The 17,991-nt window shown below is 73.9% G+C and carries 13 protein-coding genes and 1 pseudogene; 2 read left to right on the top strand and 12 right to left on the bottom strand.

Annotated elements, in window-relative coordinates; all coding sequences use genetic code 11:
* Nucleotides 1–10 precede the first annotated feature (10 nt).
* The 5 genes from ACIRBX_RS07160 to ACIRBX_RS07140 are packed head-to-tail and all read right to left on the bottom strand — an operon-like array spanning nucleotide 11 to nucleotide 6,030.
* Nucleotides 11–1,315, bottom strand: coding sequence for an MFS transporter (locus ACIRBX_RS07160; RefSeq protein ID WP_402294245.1), 1,305 nt, complete (start codon nucleotides 1,313–1,315; stop codon nucleotides 11–13).
* Nucleotides 1,312–2,565 (bottom strand): acetyl-CoA carboxylase biotin carboxylase subunit family protein, encoded by a 1,254-nt coding sequence (locus tag ACIRBX_RS07155; protein WP_402294244.1) that lies wholly within the window; start codon nucleotides 2,563–2,565, stop codon nucleotides 1,312–1,314. The genes ACIRBX_RS07160 and ACIRBX_RS07155 overlap by 4 nt, the downstream gene beginning before the upstream one ends.
* Entirely contained in the window at nucleotides 2,562–3,629 is a 1,068-nt protein-coding gene (locus ACIRBX_RS07150) for a DMT family transporter (RefSeq protein WP_402294242.1), read from the bottom strand. Before ACIRBX_RS07150 ends, ACIRBX_RS07155 begins: the two co-directional genes overlap by 4 nt.
* A gap of 7 nt (nucleotides 3,630–3,636) precedes the next feature.
* Nucleotides 3,637–4,863, bottom strand: coding sequence for an aminotransferase class V-fold PLP-dependent enzyme (locus tag ACIRBX_RS07145; protein WP_402294240.1), 1,227 nt, complete (start codon nucleotides 4,861–4,863; stop codon nucleotides 3,637–3,639).
* A 12-nt stretch (nucleotides 4,864–4,875) separates the two neighbouring features.
* Nucleotides 4,876–6,030 (bottom strand): fatty acid desaturase, encoded by a 1,155-nt coding sequence (locus tag ACIRBX_RS07140; RefSeq protein WP_402294239.1) that lies wholly within the window; start codon nucleotides 6,028–6,030, stop codon nucleotides 4,876–4,878.
* A gap of 353 nt (nucleotides 6,031–6,383) precedes the next feature.
* Between ACIRBX_RS07140 and ACIRBX_RS07135 the strand changes: the two genes are divergently transcribed.
* Nucleotides 6,384–7,070, top strand: a complete 687-nt coding sequence (locus tag ACIRBX_RS07135) for a LuxR C-terminal-related transcriptional regulator (protein WP_402294237.1) — start codon at nucleotides 6,384–6,386, stop codon at nucleotides 7,068–7,070.
* A 521-nt stretch (nucleotides 7,071–7,591) separates the two neighbouring features.
* Here ACIRBX_RS07135 and ACIRBX_RS07130 read toward each other — a convergent pair.
* The 4 genes from ACIRBX_RS07130 to ACIRBX_RS07115 are packed head-to-tail and all read right to left on the bottom strand — an operon-like array spanning nucleotide 7,592 to nucleotide 12,048.
* Nucleotides 7,592–8,584, bottom strand: a complete 993-nt coding sequence (locus ACIRBX_RS07130; RefSeq protein WP_402294235.1) for a transketolase family protein — start codon at nucleotides 8,582–8,584, stop codon at nucleotides 7,592–7,594.
* On the bottom strand, nucleotides 8,581–9,411 hold the full coding sequence (locus tag ACIRBX_RS07125) for a transketolase (protein WP_402294233.1): 831 nt from the start codon (nucleotides 9,409–9,411) through the stop codon (nucleotides 8,581–8,583). Before ACIRBX_RS07125 ends, ACIRBX_RS07130 begins: the two co-directional genes overlap by 4 nt.
* A gap of 34 nt (nucleotides 9,412–9,445) precedes the next feature.
* On the bottom strand, nucleotides 9,446–10,729 hold the full coding sequence (locus ACIRBX_RS07120) for an MFS transporter (protein WP_402294231.1): 1,284 nt from the start codon (nucleotides 10,727–10,729) through the stop codon (nucleotides 9,446–9,448).
* Nucleotides 10,729–12,048 carry an ATP-grasp domain-containing protein gene (locus ACIRBX_RS07115; RefSeq protein ID WP_402294230.1) on the bottom strand — a complete coding sequence of 440 codons (1,320 nt, stop codon included), beginning with the start codon at nucleotides 12,046–12,048 and terminating at the stop codon, nucleotides 10,729–10,731. The genes ACIRBX_RS07120 and ACIRBX_RS07115 overlap by 1 nt, the downstream gene beginning before the upstream one ends.
* 141 nt (nucleotides 12,049–12,189) lie before the next feature.
* Between ACIRBX_RS07115 and ACIRBX_RS07110 the strand changes: the two genes are divergently transcribed.
* Nucleotides 12,190–13,260 (top strand): saccharopine dehydrogenase NADP-binding domain-containing protein, encoded by a 1,071-nt coding sequence (locus ACIRBX_RS07110; RefSeq protein ID WP_402294229.1) that lies wholly within the window; start codon nucleotides 12,190–12,192, stop codon nucleotides 13,258–13,260.
* 35 nt (nucleotides 13,261–13,295) lie between these two features.
* Here ACIRBX_RS07110 and ACIRBX_RS07105 read toward each other — a convergent pair whose 3' ends face one another.
* The 3 genes and pseudogenes from ACIRBX_RS07105 to ACIRBX_RS07095 form a co-directional block, all read right to left on the bottom strand.
* Nucleotides 13,296–15,335 carry an LCP family protein gene (locus ACIRBX_RS07105; protein ID WP_402294227.1) on the bottom strand — a complete coding sequence of 680 codons (2,040 nt, stop codon included), beginning with the start codon at nucleotides 15,333–15,335 and terminating at the stop codon, nucleotides 13,296–13,298.
* 231 nt (nucleotides 15,336–15,566) lie between these two features.
* Entirely contained in the window at nucleotides 15,567–16,493 is a 927-nt protein-coding gene (locus ACIRBX_RS07100; RefSeq protein ID WP_402294225.1) for a sporulation protein, read from the bottom strand.
* Nucleotides 16,494–16,582: 89 nt separating this feature from the next.
* Nucleotides 16,583–17,794 (bottom strand): annotated as a pseudogene (locus tag ACIRBX_RS07095) (pyridoxal-phosphate dependent enzyme).
* Nucleotides 17,795–17,991 lie beyond the last annotated feature (197 nt).

Below are 17,991 nucleotides of genomic sequence, written 5' to 3'. Positions count from 1 at the left end.
TGACGTCCTCTCAGCTGTGCACCGGGGCCGGTGCGGTGGTCTCGGGGGCCTCGACGGCCCCGGCGTCCGGGCGGAGCCCGGTGGCGGACGGGTCGACCGCGGACGGGCCGTCGGCCGACGGCTCGGCGGGCACCGCCATCGCGGCGAAGTGGCGGCGGCCGGCGGTCACCAGGGCCACCACGGCCAGGCAGCCGAGCGCGCCGCCGAGGAAGGAGAGCGGCCCGAGGCCGGCTCCGACCAGGGCCAGCCCGGCCACCACCGCGAGCGACTCGGCCACGCCCCAGACGAAGGTCAGGGCGCCGATGGCCAGTGCGGGACGGCCACCGGAGACGTTCACCGCCAGGGTCTGGTAGACCGGGCCGTAGACCATCTCGCCGAGCGTGATGGCCAGCACCGCCACCAGCAGCACCGGCATACCGGTGCCGACCGCCACCAGCAGCCCGGTGCCGGCCGCCATCGCCAGATTGGCCAGCAGCACCAGGGCGGGCTCGCCCAGGCCCCTGGTCCACCGGGTGACCAGGGACTGCAGCGCCACGATGGCGACGCTGGCGACGGCGAACAGCAGGCCGATCCGCCGCACCCCCAACTCCGGTGTGGCGTACGCCGAGAAGACGCCGTAGAACTGCGCGTAGGCGAGTGTGGTGAGGAAGTTGGCGGCCAGCAGCACCGCCACCACCGGACGGGCGGCCCGGCGCTGCGCGGTGGCCCCGGCGGCGGCCGGGGGCGGGCCCGGACGCACCGCGAGCCGGGTCGCCAGCACCACGCCGACCAGGGCGAAGGGCAGCGGGGCCAGCGGGTAGAGCGGCTCGGAGACGGTCAGCACCAGTGAGGAGAGCAGCGGAGCCAGCCCGCCCGCCGCGTTCAGCGCGATGTTCTCGTAGCTGAACGCGCTGCGGGTCTGCGCCGGGTCGAACTGGTGCACGATCAGCGTGAGTTGGGCCAGCGTGGCGAGCGAGCCGGCCAGCCCGAAGACCACCGCGAGCAGCAGCCAGCCGCCGACCGCGCGCAGCCCGGCCAGACCCGCCAGGCAGAGCGCCCCGGCCACCGCCGCCATCACCAGCTGCGAGCCGATCACGAAGGCCCGCTCACTGCCCGGCCGCAGCACCTTGACGAAGAGCAGCGAGCCCAGCCGGTTGGCCAGCACCGCACCGCCCACCACCAGACCGGTCTGACCGGCCGTCAGCCGGTCGCCGGCGAGCAGCCAGACCGGCAGGAAGGGGTAGAGCACGCCCCAGGTGCCGTAGCTGAAGAACCGCAGCACGTACGGCGTCCAGCCGCCCGGCGGTCCGCCCGCCGGTGCCGCCGCCGCGCTCATGAGGTCGGCGTCCAGGCCGGGCGGCGCGGCCCCTCGGTGGTGTGCACCACGACGGCCGCCATGGCCCGCTCGGCCGGTCCGGTCGGGCCGGTCAGGATGCCGAGCCAGGCGGCGTCCCCGGTGCCGGCCGCGCCGACCCGGCCGCCGTCCGGGACCATCTGGGTGTGCAGCGAGACGCCGTCGTCCGGGGCCTCCACCGAGGTGATCACGGCCTCCTGCGCCAGCCCGTAGTAGTAGCAGGTGGTGGAGCGCGGCTCGGCGGTGCGGAACCAGTCGGGGGCGGGCGAGGTCGGCAGGTCGGGCACGCCCAGGGTGAGCACGTGGGCCAGGATCTCGCCCTGCTCCACCCCGAAGGCGATGGCCAACTGCTCGACGTGGCCCGCTCCGCCGAGCCGGCCGGCGTTGGCGTCGATCAGGTACGCCTGCTCGCCGGAGACCAGGAACTCGCTGTGGAAGTACCCCGAGCGCCAGCCGGAGCGGGCGGTCAGCGCGGCCACCGCGTCCCGGCAGCGCTCGCGGACCCGGGCCGGCAGCAGGTGGTCGGCGGGCAGCAGGTTGCTGATCTCGGTCCAGCCGATCCGGCCGCGCTGGGAGAAGCCGAGGAAGACCACCCGGCCGTCCTCGACGTAGCCCTCCAGGCTGACCAGGGTGCCCCGGACGTCGGCCTGCAGCACCCACGGGTGGTCGTCGGCGTCCGGCATGCCGGACGCCTCGACCGCCTCGCGCACCGTCAGCGCCGTCGAGCCGGGCGGGAGTTGGGCGATCCCGTGGGCGCCGGCCTGCTCGGCGGGCTTGAGCACGTGGCCGTACGGGGCGGGGCCGACGGCGGCCGGATCGACCGCCAGTCGGCGGGCCTCGCCGGTGCTGAAGCGCACCGTCGGCGAACCGAACTCCGGGATCAGCCGGGCCACTTCGGCCTTGTTGGCGAGCCGGGCGGCAGCCGGGTCCGGGCCGGACAGGCCGTAGGTGGCGGCCAGCTCGGCGATCAGCGGGAACTTCTCGTCGTACAGACCGGTGATCGCGTACGCCTCGGCCGCGATCTCCGGGTGCTCGGCGAACAGCCGCAGCACCGCCGCCCGGTCCTCGATGTCCACCGGGTGCACGGTGGAGCCGGCCAGCGCGGCGGCCGACCCGGCGGCGAGGGTGCCCGGATCGAGCAGGAAGACCGGCTGGTACCCGGCCGAACGGAGCGCCTGCGGAAGGTACTTGAGGCTCACCGCATTGGCCCCGAGGATGATGATCTGCTTCATGGGTGCTCTCCCTTGGGGACGGCCGGCGTGCGCGGGGTGGCTTGCGGGGCGGGGTCGGAGGCGGCCCGGCGGCGCCGGGCGGGTGGCGCTCCGGGCCGGTGACCCGGAGCGGGCCGGGGCGGAGCGCCTGCGGGCGGGCGGATGGTGGACGGTGGAGCGGTCTCGGCCCGCCGGGCGGCGACCAGCACTCCGGCCAGCAGCAGCAGGACGCCGAGCAGTTGGGCGGCCGAGGGGCGCTCGTCGAAGACCAGCGCGCCGAGCGCCACCGCCCCGGCCGGCTGGACCAGCAGCAGGGTGCTGGTCAGCGCGGCCGGCAGCACCGGCAGCGAGCGGGAGATCAGCAGCCAGCCGACCACCTGGGAGGAGGTCGCCAGCAGGGCCAGCCAACCCAGCGAGGCCGCCGGGGACGGCCCGAGCGCGAAGTCGCCGAGCAGCAGGGCCAGCACCGCCGCTGTGACCGCCCCGCCGAGGGTGGCCTCGAACAGCGGGGCCACCACACCGGGCCGGGCCCCCGCACCGCCCTCGGCCGGCCGCATGCCGGCCCGCAGGACCAGCAGGTAGACGGCGTAGCAGAGCGAGGTGACCAGCCCGTAGACCACCCCGAGCAGCGGGTCGTTGCCGTAGCCACCGCCCCCCAGGCCGCCGACCAGCACCACGCCGGTGAGCATCACCGGCATGGCGGCCAGCAGCCGCCGGGACGGCCGCTCGCCGAGGACCGACCAGGCGGCCACCGCGACGAACAGCACCTGGAGGTTGCCCAGCACGGTGGCCAGCCCAGCTCCGAGGTTCTCGATGCAGTGGCTCCAGGCCACCAGGTCGGCGCCGAAGGCCACCCCGGCGGCCCGGGCGTACCAGCGCGCCCGGCGGGTCAACCGCCCTGCCCCCGTGCGCCGTTCGAGCAGCAGGGCCAGGCCGAGCAGCGGCAGGGCGAGGGCACAGCGGAGCGTGGCCGCCGCCCCCGCCGAGGCTTCGGAGAGCCGGACCAGCACGGCCGAGGCCGCGATGCAGGACGCCCCCGCCAGGACGGCGGCGACGTGCTCCCCGGTCCCCCGCTGCGTGCCCACGGCCGCCTCAGCTCCCCGCCGGGGCGAGGGCCGGGCCGGCCGGAGTGTCGGACGGGGCCGCCGGGGAGGCCGGGCCCGCCGCGCGGGCCACGGTGGTCAGGGCGTCGAGGCCGAAGGCCACCTCCTCGGCGGTGGTGCGCGGCCCGACCGCCAGCCGGACGGCGGCGGGCACCCCGGCGCGCAGCAGGTAGCCGGGGGTGTGGGCACCGTCGATCAGCCAGCAGGCCACCCCGGCCAGACACAGCCGCTCCCACAACTCGGCGGCGGGCAGCCGCTCGTGGGTCACGCAGATGATGCCGGTGTGGTGCGAGCCGGTGGCGTGCACCCGGATGCCCGGTACCTGGCGGGCGCCGTCGCGCAGGGCCAGCGAGAGTGCGGTGATCCGGCCCCAGTCGTTCGACCGGGCCTGCCGCAGGGCGGTCTCCAGCCCGACGAAGGAGGCCACCGCCTTCTCCCCGAGCTCGAACACCCGGGCGCTCCGGTCCGAGCGGCCGATCCTGCCGTCCGGGGCGAAGCCGTGGGTGTGCACGTCCACGCTGACCGGCTCGGCCGCCGCCGCGCGGAACTTCTCCGAGATCACCGAGATCCCGGTGCCGCGCGGACCGAGCAGCGACTTCTTCCCGGTCGCGGTGAACAGGTCGGCCGGGGTGGCGGTCAGGTCGACCGGAATCAGCCCGGCCGCCTGGCAGGCGTCCACCACCAGCAGGGTGCGACGCCCCCGCAGCAGCTCGGCGACCGGGCCGAGCGGGGTGGCCGCGCCGGTGCAGGACGGCATCTGGGTGACCGAGAACAGCGCGACGTCGTCGGTGAGTTCGGCCGCGCACCAGTCCAGGTCGAGATCGCCCGCCGGGGTGAGCGGCACCTCGCGGATGGTGAAGCCGGCGGTCCGCTGGAGGTGCCGGAGCAGCAGCAGGTTCCCGGCCCACTCGAACGGGGTGGTCCAGACGACGTCACGCGCCGTCAGGTCCAGCAGCGCGACCGCGCTGTGCCAGGCCCGGGTGGCCGAGTCGGAGAGCGCGACGTCCTCCGCCCGGCAGCCGAAGAGGTCCGAAACCGCCTGGTACACGCCGCCGTTGAGCAGCTCGCCGTAGGCCCGCTCGGCGAAGTAGGAGCCGACCGTGGCTTCCAGGTCGAGGAAGTCGGCCACCGCCCGCCGGGTCTCGGGGGTCTGCAGGCCGGAGCCCGCCGTGTTCAGGTAGGAGGTCCAGGTGCTGGTGGGGTGTCCGAGTGCCACGGTCTGCTCCCGTCAGCGCTGTTCGCCGGAGTGGGCGTAGGTCAGGGCGGCGCCGTCACCGGCCGTGTGGGCCAGCGTGAGCACCTCGGCGAAGGTCCGCGAGGACGCCTTCGGATCGCCGCCGGCCCGGCGCCAGGCGCGGTACTTGGAGGCGTAGCTGATCATCGTCTCGGTACCGCGGCGGCCGTGGCCCCTGGTCAGCACGCCGCCCCAGAGGGCGTCCCAGCGGGCGTAGGTGGCGTCCTCCAGCAGGATCGCGTGGGCCTTCTTCATGTTCCAGAACGGGATGCTCATGTTCAGGTGGTGCACCAGGTGGTAGTTGTCGTGGTGCCGCCCGAGCAGGTAGTTCTCCACCGCCCAGCCGTGCCGGTTGCGGGTCATCAGGATCGGCGAGCGCTCGCTCTCCGGCATCGGGTAGTGCTCGGCCAGCTCGGAGAGCCAGCCGACCGCGATCGCCGTGGTGAAGAGCGGCACCAGCCAGAACAGCAGCACCAGGTGCCACGTCCCGGTGGCGATCGAGACGCCGGCGATCAGCAGCCACTGGATCGCCAGGGCGACCCGCTCGACCGGCAGGCTGACTGGCATCGAGAGATTGGTCTCGGCGCCCTTGTAGAACAGCCGGTCGCGCACGATGTACTTCACGTAGGTGAGCGTCCGCAGTCCGAGGACCGCACTCAGGATGTTCTCCAGGAAGAACCGGCGGTCCGAGACGCGGTGGTCGTATAGGCCCAACTCGCGGTGGAACTCGTAGTCCGGGTCCTTCTCCGGATCGCCCAGGTAACGGTGGTGGAATCCGATGTGGGTGGTCCGGTACGGCGAGTACAGGTGGAAGATCAGGTATCCCGAGAACACCGTCCCCAGCACCAGGTTGAGGAACGCATTGCGGGCCAGCACCTTGTGCGAGGACTCGTGCAGCAGATTGGCCATCGCACGGTGGGTGGAGCCGATCTGGACCAACGCCAGCGGGTAGAGCCACCAGGAGATCTCCAGGCAGGCCCAGACCGCCACCGCGACACCCGCGTAGTCCGCCAGCAGGGCCAGCGGGGCATGCCAGTTGTCGATCCTCCCGAGGCCGCGCAGACGCTTGCGGACCTCGGGGTCGATCCGGCTGAAGTCGTAGTCGACGTGTCCGCCGGGACGCTCGATGGTACGGACGGGCGGCGCCATGGTCCCTCAACTCCCTGTCGTCGGTGTCGCGTTCCACTGCACTCCGGAACCTAGGAGCGGGCGGACACCGAACGGGCCCGGCTACGACTTGAGTCACATGCCGTTGACCCCGAAGGCACACCCGGGAGAAGAAACGGCGAGGACCTGACACTTTCCGCCGTACGCGGCTGACGCGGCGTCAACACCTGGGTCACCGTGGATTGCAAGCGAGGGGGTAGGGCGCCGCGGAAACAGACCGGAACACCCGGTTCGGTTAACGCCCGCCCGACGAAGAGCGAACCGACCCGGTACCCGAGGGAGAATCCATGCTTCGCCCCTTGTCCACGTTCCACGAGACAGGAGCGCTCCCAGCCATGCCCGGTGGAGAAGTCCGTGTCCTGATTGCCGACGAGAACAGCCTGTTACGCGACACCCTGGGCATCCTGCTCGACGCACAACCCGATATCTCGGTCGTCGCCCAGACCGGCGAACTGGCCGCCCTTCCGGGCCTGGTGGCCGCCACCCGGCCCGATCTCGTGCTGTTCGACATCCACATGGCCCCGGCCGGCGAGCGCGAGGCGATCGTCAACCGGCTGCTGCACGGGGTGCCGGCCACCCGGGTGCTGATCGTCTCGATGCTGGACCACCCCGGGCTGGTGCGGGCGCTGCTCGACCTCGGGGTCCAGGGGTACCTGCACAAGAGCGTCGGCTACGGCGCGCTGGTGGCCGCCGTCCGGGCCCAGCACGGGCCCTACCAGACCGTGGCGGTGCCGATGCCGCGCTCGCGGCCGGTGGCCGCCGACGGGCCGTCGCTCTCCGGGCGGGAGGCCGAGCTGCTGACGCTGGTCGCGCTAGCCCTGAGCAACCGTCAGATCGCGCTGCGGCTGGGCATCAGCGAGGGCACCGTGAAGCGGCACCTGAGCAACATCTTCGCCAAGCTGGAGGCCGTCTCCCGGCTGGACGCGGTGAACAAGGCCGCCTCCCTCCGCCTGATCGACCCGGCCCCCGCCCCGGCTCGCACCCGCCCGGCACCGCGCCACCTGGCCGCCGCCCGCCTCTGACCGGGCGCTCCGCGCCCCCGGGCCGAAGGCCCCACCCGCACGCAACCCCGGACCGAAGGCCCCACCCGCACGCGATCCCGGGCCGAAGGCCCCAGGGGCGCGGGGAACTGCGCGCAGGGGAACGCCAGCACCTGCCACCGGCCCACCAAGCCGAACCGGCAGGTGAGCGGCCTCCCGCCCCGCGCAGTTCCTCGCGCCCCTGGGTCGCTGCAACCGAACGTCGCGCCGCACCGGCACGCCCCCGGGCCGAAAGCGCCACCCGCACGCGACCCCGGGCCGAAGGCCCCAGGGGCGCGGGGAACTGCGCGCAGGGGAACGCCAGCACCTGCCACCGGCCCACCAAGCCGAACCGGCAGGTGAGCGGCCTCCCGCCCCGCGCAGTTCCTCGCGCCCCTGGGTCGCTGCAACCGAACGTTGCGCCGCACGGCCACCACCGCACCGCCGACGGCCCTGCCGGGCACCTCTGCTGGCAGTTGCTCAGCCGAAGTGCCCCGCAGGGCCGTTCGCGTGCGGGGCCGGGCTCAGCAGGCGATGACCTCCAGCGCCTGGGCGATCGCGTTGGCCGCGTTCACCCCGGCGTGCTCCAGCAGGTAGGGCTCGCCGCCGACCAGGTCGTAGTGCACGTCCGGCACGCCGATCCGCCGCACCACCGGCCCGCCGATCTCGGCCACCACCTCGGAGACCGCGCCGCCGAGCCCGCCGGCCACCCGGTGGTCCTCGATGGTGACGAACACCTCGGCCTCGGCCGCCGCCGCGACGATCGCCGCGCGGTCCAGCGGCTTGACGGTGTGCACGTTCAGGTGCCCGACCGGCACGCCGCGCAGCTCCAGCTCGCGGGCGGCCTCGGCCGCCACCGTGTTCGGCCAGGGGCCGGTGGCCAGGAAGGTGATCCGGGCGGGCTCGCGCAGCACCCGGGCCCGGCCGAGCACGAACTCGCCGCGCTCGCGGTACAGCGCCGGGGTGGCGTTGCGGCCCAGCCGCAGGTAGACCGGGCCGGGGCTCTCGGCGACCGCCACGGTGGCCTGGACGGTCTCCCAGGCGTCGCCGGGGGCGACCACGGTGAGGTTGGGCAGCAGGCGGAGCATGCCCAGGTCCTCGGTGGCGTGGTGGGTCGGGCCGAAGTGGCCGGAGGAGAGGCCGCTGTGGGTGCCGACGATCTTCACCGGGAGGTTGGCCCCGGCCACGTCGATCTTGATCTGCTCCCAGGACCGGCCGCTGACGAACGGGCCCATCCCGTTGGCGAAGACCGGCGAGGCGCCGACCGTCATCCCGGCCGCGACCGAGATGAGGTTCTGCTCCGCGATGCCCAGCTCCACGTGCTGGCGCGGCATCTCGGTGGCGAAGTGGTCCTGGTAGTCCATGTCGGCGGTCAGGCAGGCCAGGTCCGGGTTCTCCCGGGCCAGCGCCAGCAGGGTCAGCACGTAGGCGTCCCGGGCCTGGATCTCGGAGCGGCGCTCCCAGACGTGGTCCCGGACCTCGTCCAGGGTGCGGGGGCCGGAGAGGACGGCGCTCATGACCGCTCACCCGCCAGGTCGGCCAGGGCCTGCTGACGGGTCGCCAGGTCGAGGGTGGCCGAGTGGCTCTTCTTGGTGTCGGCCAGGCCCGGCAGGCCGCGGCCCTTGATCGTGCGGGCCAGGATCACGGTCGGCCGGGCGGTCTCCACCGGGGTGGTCAGCGCGTGCCGGATCTGCCCGTGGTCGTGACCGTCCACGCAGAGCACCCGCCAGCCGAAGGCGGCCCACTTGCCGGCCAGCGGCTCCAGCGACATGACGTCCTCGGTGCGGCCGGTGATCTGCCAGTCGTTGCGGTCCACGATGGCCACCAGGTTGTCCACCCCGTGGTGCGAAGCGGCCATCGCCGCCTCCCAGTTGGAGCCCTCCTGGAGCTCGCCGTCGCCGAGCACCACGAAGGCGCGGCTGTCCCGGCCGAAGCGGCGGCCGGCCAGCGCGACCCCGAGGCCGAGCGAGAGGCCGTGGCCCAGCGAGCCGGTGGAGAACAGCACCCCGGGGAGCTTCTTCATCGGGTGGCCGGCCAGCCGGCCGCCCTGCTCCGCGTAGCTCGCCAGCTCGGCCTCCGGCAGCACGCCGGTGGCCGCCAAGGCGGCGTACAGCGCGGCGCTGGCCTGGCCCTTGCTCAGCACCAGGTAGTCCCGCTCCACCGGCGGGCCGGCCGCCGCCGGGTGCCGCAGCACCTCGGCGTGCAGCACCGCGAGCAGGTCGGCGATCGACAGGCTGCCGCCGACGTGCACGCCGTTCGGCGAGGCGGCCATCTCGATGATCATCCGCCGTAGCTCCACGGCGAGGTCTTCTGCCACCAGCTGCGGTGGCGCCTGAGTCAGCATCCTTGGTCCTTCGGTGAGTGGGCGGAGGTGGCCGCTACTGCTGGACGAGTTCGGCGGTCGGCCGGCCTTCGGAGGAGGCCACCACGGCGGGCACGGCCCGCTGGTCGGTGCCCCAGGTCCGGGGCGAGGCGCTGATCACGGCGGTGCCGGCCAGACCGAGCAGCAGCACGGTGCCGACCAGCGACCAGGAGGCGACCGGGCCCAGACCGGTCAGCAGCGGGAGGAAGACCAGCGGCGCCAGCACCACGCCGAGGTTGAAGTGCGCGGTGTAGAAGCCCATGTTCCGGGTCCGGCGCCGCTCCGGGGTGATGGCGCTGATGTGGTCCGGCATCACCGGGTAGACGATCATCTCGCCCACCGTCCAGACCGCCGTGGCCACCAGCAGCAGCCAGGTGGCGTAGTGGCCCAGGCCCATCAGCACGAAGCCGAGCACGGCGGCGGCGTAGCCGATCAGCAGGGTGGCCCGCCGGGTCAGCGCCAGCATCGCGTGGTTGAGCGCGATCTCACAGGTGATCACCAGCAGCGAGTTCACCGCGAAGATCGCACTGGCCCAGCCGGGCGAGGCCCCGAGCACCTCGATCACGTAGATGCTGGCCACCGTGGAGGGCAGTGCGTAGGCCAGGTGGATCGGCGTGGTGGCGGCCAGGAAGATCCAGAACCGGCGCCCCGAACGGTCCGGTCCGCCCTCGCGGGCGGTACCGGCCGCGGGCTCGGCGGCGCGGGCCGTGGCGCCCGCGCCGATCCGGGTGCGGGCCAGCAGGAAGGCCGAGAGCAGGTAGCCGACGGCGGTGCCCCAGGGGAGCAGCTCCGGGTCGATGCTGAACAGCAGACCGGCCAGCACCGGCCCGATCCCCATGCCGGCGTTGATCGCCAGCCGGACCGCCGAGAAGGCGAACCGGCGGCTCTCCTCCGGCATCACCCGGGAGACCAGGGTGTAGGCGATCGGATTGACCAGCTCGTAGCAGAAGCCCCAGACCACGGTCAGCAGGACCAGCGCCCAGAGCGCGGTGGTGAAGGAGATCACCGCCGCCAGCGCGGCCACTCCGAGGAAACCGGCCACCGCCACCCGCTGCTCCGGCAGCCGGGCGGTGAGTGCCCCGGCGAAGACCCCGGCGAGCAGCGCACCGACGCCGAACGCACCGACCACCAGGCCGATCAGATCGGCCGTCAGCCCGTACTCCGCCCGCGCCAGGTAGACCCCGTAGAACGGGTAGAGCACCACGGCGCAGCGGGAGACCGTCACGGTGGTCAGCAGGCCCCTGATCGGGCGCAGGCCCGCCAGGTTCTCCCGCAGACCGGGCTTCGCCGGGGCGGACATCAGGCCTCGCCGCCGATCGGGCGGACCCGGAAGACCTGCTCGCGGACCGACTCGATGAAGCGGAAGTCGGCGTCCACGGTGGCCTGGTCGGCGGCGGTCAGGAAGATCCGCAGCGGGCTGGTGAGCAGGTCGTGGGTGGGCACGATCCGGTCCCCGGCCCGGCGCTTCACCGAGATGTCCACCACCGAGGGCAGGTTGCGGATCGCCTGCACCAACTCCTCGTCCACCGAGACCACTTCGCCGTCCAGCTCGGTCGGGGTGTTGTAGACCACGGCGGGCTGCTGCTTGGTGTAGACGCCGTCCCCGTAGCGGGACAGGAAGTCCTCGGGCCGGACGTACGCCAGCGCGGTCAGGTCGGCGGTGTTGGCGCCGATCGCCAGGTCGTGGAAGGCCGGGTGCAGGTGCCCGTTGACCCGGGCGCCGACCTCGACCAGGGCCGGGCCGTCCTCGGTGATGATCAGCTCGCTGTGGGCCGGGCCGTTGTCGATCCGGACCGCGGCCAGCATCGCCCGGGTGTACGCGATCAGCGCCTTGGCCTCGGCCGAGTCCGGGTCCACCAGGATGTCCCGGTTGTAGATCGGCTTGCCGTTGGCCAGCAGCTGCTTCTCGTACTGCCAGACCCCGGCCACGAAGGCGTGGCCGTCCACGCTCACGGTGTCCACGATGTACTCGGTGCCGCGCAGGTAACTCTGCACCAGCACCTCGGTGTTGGCGAAGTTGAAGACCGTCTCGGTGCCGAGGATGGCCGGGAAGGCGGCCCGCAGCTGCCCGGCGTCCCGGCAGATGAAGACGCCGTCGGTGGAGGCCGAGGCGAGCGGCTTGGCCACGCACGGCCAGTGGCCGTGCCGCTCGGCCCAGGCGACCGCCTCCTCGGCGTCGCCGGTGGTCAGCTGGGCGGCGGTGCGCAGCCCGGCGGCGGCCACCGCCTCGATCATCCGGTACTTGTTGCGGCGGGCCTCGGAGTACGCGGTGCCGTTGCTGCGCACGCCGATCGCCTCGCTGAGCAGGTCCGCCAGCTGCACGCCCGGCTCCTGACCGGGGATCACGAAGGCCGCGTCGAGCTTCTCCAGGGCCCGCTCGGTGGAGCCGTCCGGCTCGTACACCAGGGCGTCCACGTAGTGGCTCCGCTCCCACGGCTGCATCCGCGCGATCGGCTCCCGGGAGCTCTGGACGTGCACCACGTCCACCTCCAGGCGGGCGAACGCGGCCGGCAGGAAGTTCCCCGTACCGTACGCGTCCACCAGCACGCCGACGGCCCGGGTGGTGCCCGGCTGCTCGTTCCGCGCCTGCTCGGAGCGCTTGTCTTCGGTCAGTTTCATCGAGTCCTCCACCTTGCTCGCCGGATCAGGCACGACCGTAGGAGCGGACCTCACCGACCGGGCCCCGCGTACGACTTGCGACACATCGGGCACCCCCCAAAGGCACACCGCTCCGTCGGTGGCGGCCACTAACCTCGGCGGATGGACACGGTGTTGGTGATCGGTGCGGGTGACATGGGCGAGCGCCTGGTGGACGGGCTGGCGGCGTCCGGGGCGGTGCGGCGGGTGCTGGTGGCCGGCCGGGGGGAGGCGGCGCGAGCGGTCGCGGCGGCGGTCGGGAGCGCGCGGGACTGCCGGGTGGAGTCGGTGCGGCTGGACGCCTCCCGGCCGGAGGAGGTGGCCGCACTGCTGACCGCCGAACGGCCCGTCCTGCTGGTCAACTCCGCTGCGGTGCGCGGCCCGTGGGCCACCGCCGGGAGGACCGACCCGGCGGCGGAGGCGGTCGCCGCCGCCGGGCTGGCGCTCCGGCTGCCGTACCAGCTGCCGCTGGTGCTCTCGGTGATGCGGGGGGTCCGACTGGCGGAGTACGCCGGCCCGGTGGTGAACCTGTCGTTCCCGGACGTCACCGGTCCGGTGCTGGCCCGGCTCGGACTGGCCCCGACTGTCGGGCTGGGCAATGCGGGGATGGTCCGGCTACGCGTCCGGGCCGCGCTGCGGGCGGGGCGGCCGGAGGGGGAGCTGCCGCTGGTCCGGGTGCTGGCCCACCACGCGCAGGTGTACGGGGTGATGCGCTCCGAGGCCCCGGCCGATCCGGCCCTGCGCTGCCGGGTGCACCTCGGCGAGCAGGGCGAACGGGCCGACGATCTCGCCTACCTGGCACCGCCGTTGGCCCCCGGGCCGCGGTACAACCTGGTGACGGCGGCGGCGGCCCTGCCAGTGCTGACGGCGCTGCTGCCCGGCGGCGCACCGCTGCGGACCTCGACCGCCTCCCCCGGCGGCCTGCCCGGCGGACTGCCGGTACGGATCGCCGACGGCACGGTGCTGCCCGACCTGCCGCCCGGACTCACCCTGGACGAGGCGGTCGCCTGGAACGAGCGGATGGCCGCCGGGGACGGCGTCGACCGGATCGACCCGGACGGCACCGTGCACCTCACCGAGGCCGTCCACCGGGCGGTGGCCGGGATCGACCCCGGCCTGGCCGCCCCGATCGGCGTGGCGGACCTCACCGAGCGGGCGGCCCGGCTGGACGCCGCCCTCGGCCTGACGGCCTGACAGCACCCGTACCCGGCGCGCGGACTGACCTGGCGTCAGCCGTAGGACAGGTCGGAACAGGCCGGTGCGTCGGCGGACCGGGCGGCCTCCGAGATGGTGCTCGGCAGGGCGGTCGGGGTGGCCGCCGCGCCACCGCCGGCGGCCGGGGAGCCGCCGTTGGCGGCGGCGTAGTCCTGGCCGAGCACCAGGTTGATCCCGGCCTTGGTGGAGGACTCCAGGGTCGCACCGGGGAACAGGTCGGCCACCAGCTGGGCGTTGGCCTTCTGCCCGGGGCCGTACTCGACGGTGGTCTCGGTGCGGTTCTGGGTGGCGGCGTTGGCGGTGCTGCCCACGGTGAACTTGGAGTCCTTGAGCTTGGCCACCGCCCCGGTGGCCAGCCCGGCGGTGGTGGTGCCGTTGTAGACGTTCACCCGCACGCCGGCCCCCTTCACCGGCGCCGGGGCGGACGGGGCCGGGGCCGGGGTGGACGGGGCGGCGGACGGCGCCGGGGCGGGCGAAGCTCCGCCCGCGGCGGGCGCGTTGGCGTCCTGGCCGTCCAGCGTGCGGCCGTCCTTCAGGGCCTTCCAGAGGAGATCCACGTCCGGCTTCTGGAAGGCCACCCGGGAGCCCTCGAAGCGCCAGGGCGGGGTGATGAACTTGATGTTCTTCAGGTCGATGTTCTTCATCTGCAGCGCGAAGGAGAGCAGCTTGGCCGGGGAGCCGAGCGCCTCGTCCACGGTGATCGACTTGGTCGCGGCGTCGGCCAGCGGGAGCAGCGTCCCGGCGTCCATGCCCTTCGCCTTGACGTCCTTGATCAGCGAGGAGAGGAAGGCCTGCTGACGCTTCATCCGGCCGATGTCGGAGCCGTCGCCGATGCCGTGCCGCAGCCGGACGTAGTCCAGCGCCTTCTGGCCGGAGACCTTCTGCTCGCCCTTCGGGAAGATCTGCTTGCCCTTGCGGTGCAGGTTCGGGTTGAGGTCGCCCTCGGAGATGGCGTTCGGCAGGCAGACGTTGACCCCGCCGACAGCGTCGGTGATGGCGGCGAAGCCCTGGAAGCTCACCACGATGGTGTGGTCGACCCGCAGGCCGGTGAGCTTCTCCACGGTGTTCTGGGTGCAGGCCGGGTTGCCCTCCTCGGTGCCGCCGACCGAGAAGGAGGAGTTGAACATGACCCCGGTCTCCTCCTTGGTCCACTTCCCGTTCGGGAGCTTGCACTTGGGGCGGGTGACCAGCGCGTCACGCGGGAACGAGACGCCCACCGCGTGCTTCCGGTCGGCGTAGACGTGCAGCAGGATCGTGGTGTCCGAGCGCGCCCCGCCCTCCTCGCCGCCGCCCAGGTTGGCGTTCTCGCCGGCCCGCGAGTCGGAGCCGATCAGCAGCACGTTGAGCGGGGTGTTGCCGTTGGCGTCCGGCGCGGCGGCGTCCGGGCGGTCCTCGTTCAGACCGTCGCTGCCGAAGGTGTTGAGGTTGCCGTTGAACTTCAGGTAGAGCGCACCGCCCGCACAGACCACCAGGGCCATCGCCCCGGCCGCCACCAGGGCGACGACCTTCTTCCGGCTGCGCTTGGCCGGCGCACCCTTGCCCGCCGCACCCTTGCCCTGTTGCCCGCCCTTCGCGGCGGCCCGGCTGGCGGCCCGCCCCGGCCCGGCCGGCGGCTGCCCGGCTCCCGGCCCACCGGGGCCGCCCGGCCCGCCCGCCCCTTCGGCGGCCAGGGCGGCGGCGGCTGCCGCCTGCTGGGCCCGGCGCGCCTCGGCCCGGCCACCGGTCGGCTGGAGCGGCACCGACTCCGGTCCGGCCTCCGGGGCCGGGGCCTGCGGCTGGGGGGCCCGCTCCTGCGGGGGCACCTGCTGCGGCACCTGCTGGTACTGCTGCTGGTAGGGATCGGGCTGCTGGTAACCCTGCTGCTGCCCCTGGTAGTACCCCTGCTGGTCCTGCTGCGGGTAGGGCTGCGGGTACTGCTGGGGCATCTGCTGCTGGGGGTACTGCCCCTGCTGCGGGTACGCCTGCTGGTAGGGGTCCTGATAGGCCCCCCCGTAAGCGGCGTCGTCGCGCCACCATTCGGCGTGGTCCGGGGACCCCGGCCTCTGGCCAGACATTCGCACACCCTCCACCAGCAGCCAGGTACTACTCCGTCAGCTTCGCCTCGGGGCCCCGGCGGCCCGGAAGGACCGCATACAGCCGGAGAGCGCTTCTGCGGAGCATATAAAGGCAACATTCCCGAGTCACGGGGCGGGCTCCCGATTGGACGGAACCCCGAGGCCCGCCGCCCCGCTCAGAACCGAACCGTACCCGTCCGGACGATCGCGTCCGGACGGGCCGACGGCCGCTCAGTCCTCGAAAACGTCCTCGAAGGCGTCCTCGAACGCCTCCTCCACCACCTCGTCCACGAACTCCTCGACCACCAGGGCACCGACCGCCCCGACCGCCGCCCCGGCGACCAGCCCGCCGCCGAAGCCGCCGTGACCACCGCCGTGACCGTGCCCGCCGCCGTGCCCGTACGAGCCCTTGGCCAGCGCCTCCTGGATCCAGCCGTCCACCAGCCCGGTCAGGTCCTGCCCGGCCGCCGCGTGCTCCACCACGTGGTGGTTGATCACGTCACTGCTCTTCCGGTCGAACTCCAGCACCACCTCGACCCGTTCGGCCGAGGTGATCAGGGTCAGCTCCAGCGCGCCGAACCGGTCCGCGTACTGCGGCGCGGCCAGGTACTCGATCTCCTGGTAGAACGGCAGCTGCTGCCCGGTGCCGTGGATCCGCCCGGCCTCCAGATCGGCGCTGTGGAAGCGGAAGCCGAGCGCGGCGAACGCCTCCAGCAGCCCGCGCTGCACCGGCAGCGGCTCCACCCCGAGCGGGTCCGCGTCGCCCTTGTCCCGGGCACCGGCGATGTCCACCTCGGTGCGCACGCCCAGCGCCATGCCGTGCAGGTGCTGCCCGGCCAGCTCGGTCACCGGGATCTCGTACGGCGCCGGGAAGGAGAACGGCAGGGCCCGCTGCTCGCCGGCCGCCAGCGTGAACGGGCCGGTGACCAGGTGCCCGGCGAACCCGGCCAGGCCGTTCGCCTCCCCCTCGGAGTGCTCGATCTCCACCCGGGCGACCAGGTCGAGGGTGATCGCGTTGACCTTCGCCTCCTGGCTGCCGCCGGTCAGGTGGACCTGACCCTCGATCAGGCCGCCGGGCCGCACCACGGGCGTGGACAGCACCGTGTCGACGGTCGGGCCACCGACACCGAGGGCACCGAGCAGCTTCTTGAACACCATGGGGTGGTACTCCAACTCCGGGAAGGGAAAGGGGAACGGCGAACGGAGAAACGCAGGGTACGGCCAGGCGGTTCCTTCCCGGTGAACCGTCAGAGTCCGACGCCGGCCGCCGCCAGCCGCGCCGCGACCACCTCCCAGGCCGGATCCAGCGCCGCCACCCGCTCGGCGCCCACCCGCAGGTCCTTGAAGCCGCTGGAGGTGGAGAGGACCACCACCGGGCCGTCGAAGGCGTCCGGCCCGCCCTGCTACCGCAGCCCGGCCAGGCCGATCGCCGAGGAGAACTCGCACCAGAGCCCCTGCGCCGCCAACTCCCGCTGCGCCGCCCGAACCTCCCGGTCCGTCAGCAGCAGCGCGCCACCCCGGCTCGCGGTGACCGCCCGCACGCCCCGGTGTCCCCCGTTGGTGACGTCGATGGCGTACGCCTCGGTCGGGCCGACCTCGACCACCGCCGCCGGGGCGCCGGTCCGCACCGCCGCCGCCAGCGGGCCGCCGGCGGCGGGCTCGCAGCCGAACAGCCTCGGCACCGAGGCCGCCACCCCCAGCCGGTGCAGCTCGGCGAACCCCTTCCACACGCCGTACAGCAGCTCCGCGTACCCCGTCGGCACGAACACCGCCGCCGGGGTGCCGACCTCGGCGTGCAGCTCGTACGCCACCGTCTTGTAACCCTCGGCGCCGAAGCCGTGGCCGGTGTGGGTGCGGGTGTGGTTGCTGACGGGGTGGTAGCCCGTCCGCTCGGCGATCTGCCGCAGCAGCGGCCAGCGGGCCTCGACCGGCACCGGCAGCACCACCGCGCCGTAGGCGTTCAGGAAGGACTGCACGGCGGGCGGCGACCCCGCCGAGGCCAGCACCACGCAGCGCAGCCCGGCCCGGGCCGCGTAGGCGGCGGCCGAGGCCCCGTGGTTGCCGGAGGAGGCCACCACGACGCCGGCCGCGCCCTGGTGCACGGCGGCGCTCACCGTGACGCGGTTGAGCCGGTCCTTGTGGCTCCAGGTCGGGTTCCGGGACTCGTCCTTGAGCAGGGTGCCGTCGGGGAGCGCCAGCAGCGGGGTGCCGCCCTCGCCGAGGGTGGGCGCGTCCAGCGGGGGCAGCAGCGGGGCCCAGCGGTCCAGCCCCGGGCCGACCGGCTGCTCGAACAGCCCGGCCGGGACGGCGGCGTAGTCGTAGTCGACCTCGACCGGGTAGCCGGTCTCCGGCGTACTGGTGACCGGGCAGCCCGCGGTGAGCGCGGGCCAGAGCGGGAAGCGGACCTCGGGGTCGCCGAGCGAGACCTGGGCGGTGGCCAGGGAGGCGTCAGCAGTCATGGCGCCAACCGTAGGCACCCGAAGGGTCCTTACGGGCGGCTTCGCCCCGACCCGTCCGCCGGACCGCACGCCGACCGTGTCAGGTCGGCGGCTCCCGCCGACCGCTCCCCCGCCGGAGCCCGACGGCCCGCGTCGGCGTCGCCGTGTTCGGTACCGGCACCGGCACCGACACCCCGACCGGCTACCGGCTACCGCGC

It is taken from the genome of Kitasatospora sp. NPDC096147 (assembly GCF_044763225.1).
Taxonomy (GTDB): domain Bacteria; phylum Actinomycetota; class Actinomycetes; order Streptomycetales; family Streptomycetaceae; genus Kitasatospora.
This window is presented reverse-complemented; position numbering and strand designations above follow the sequence as displayed.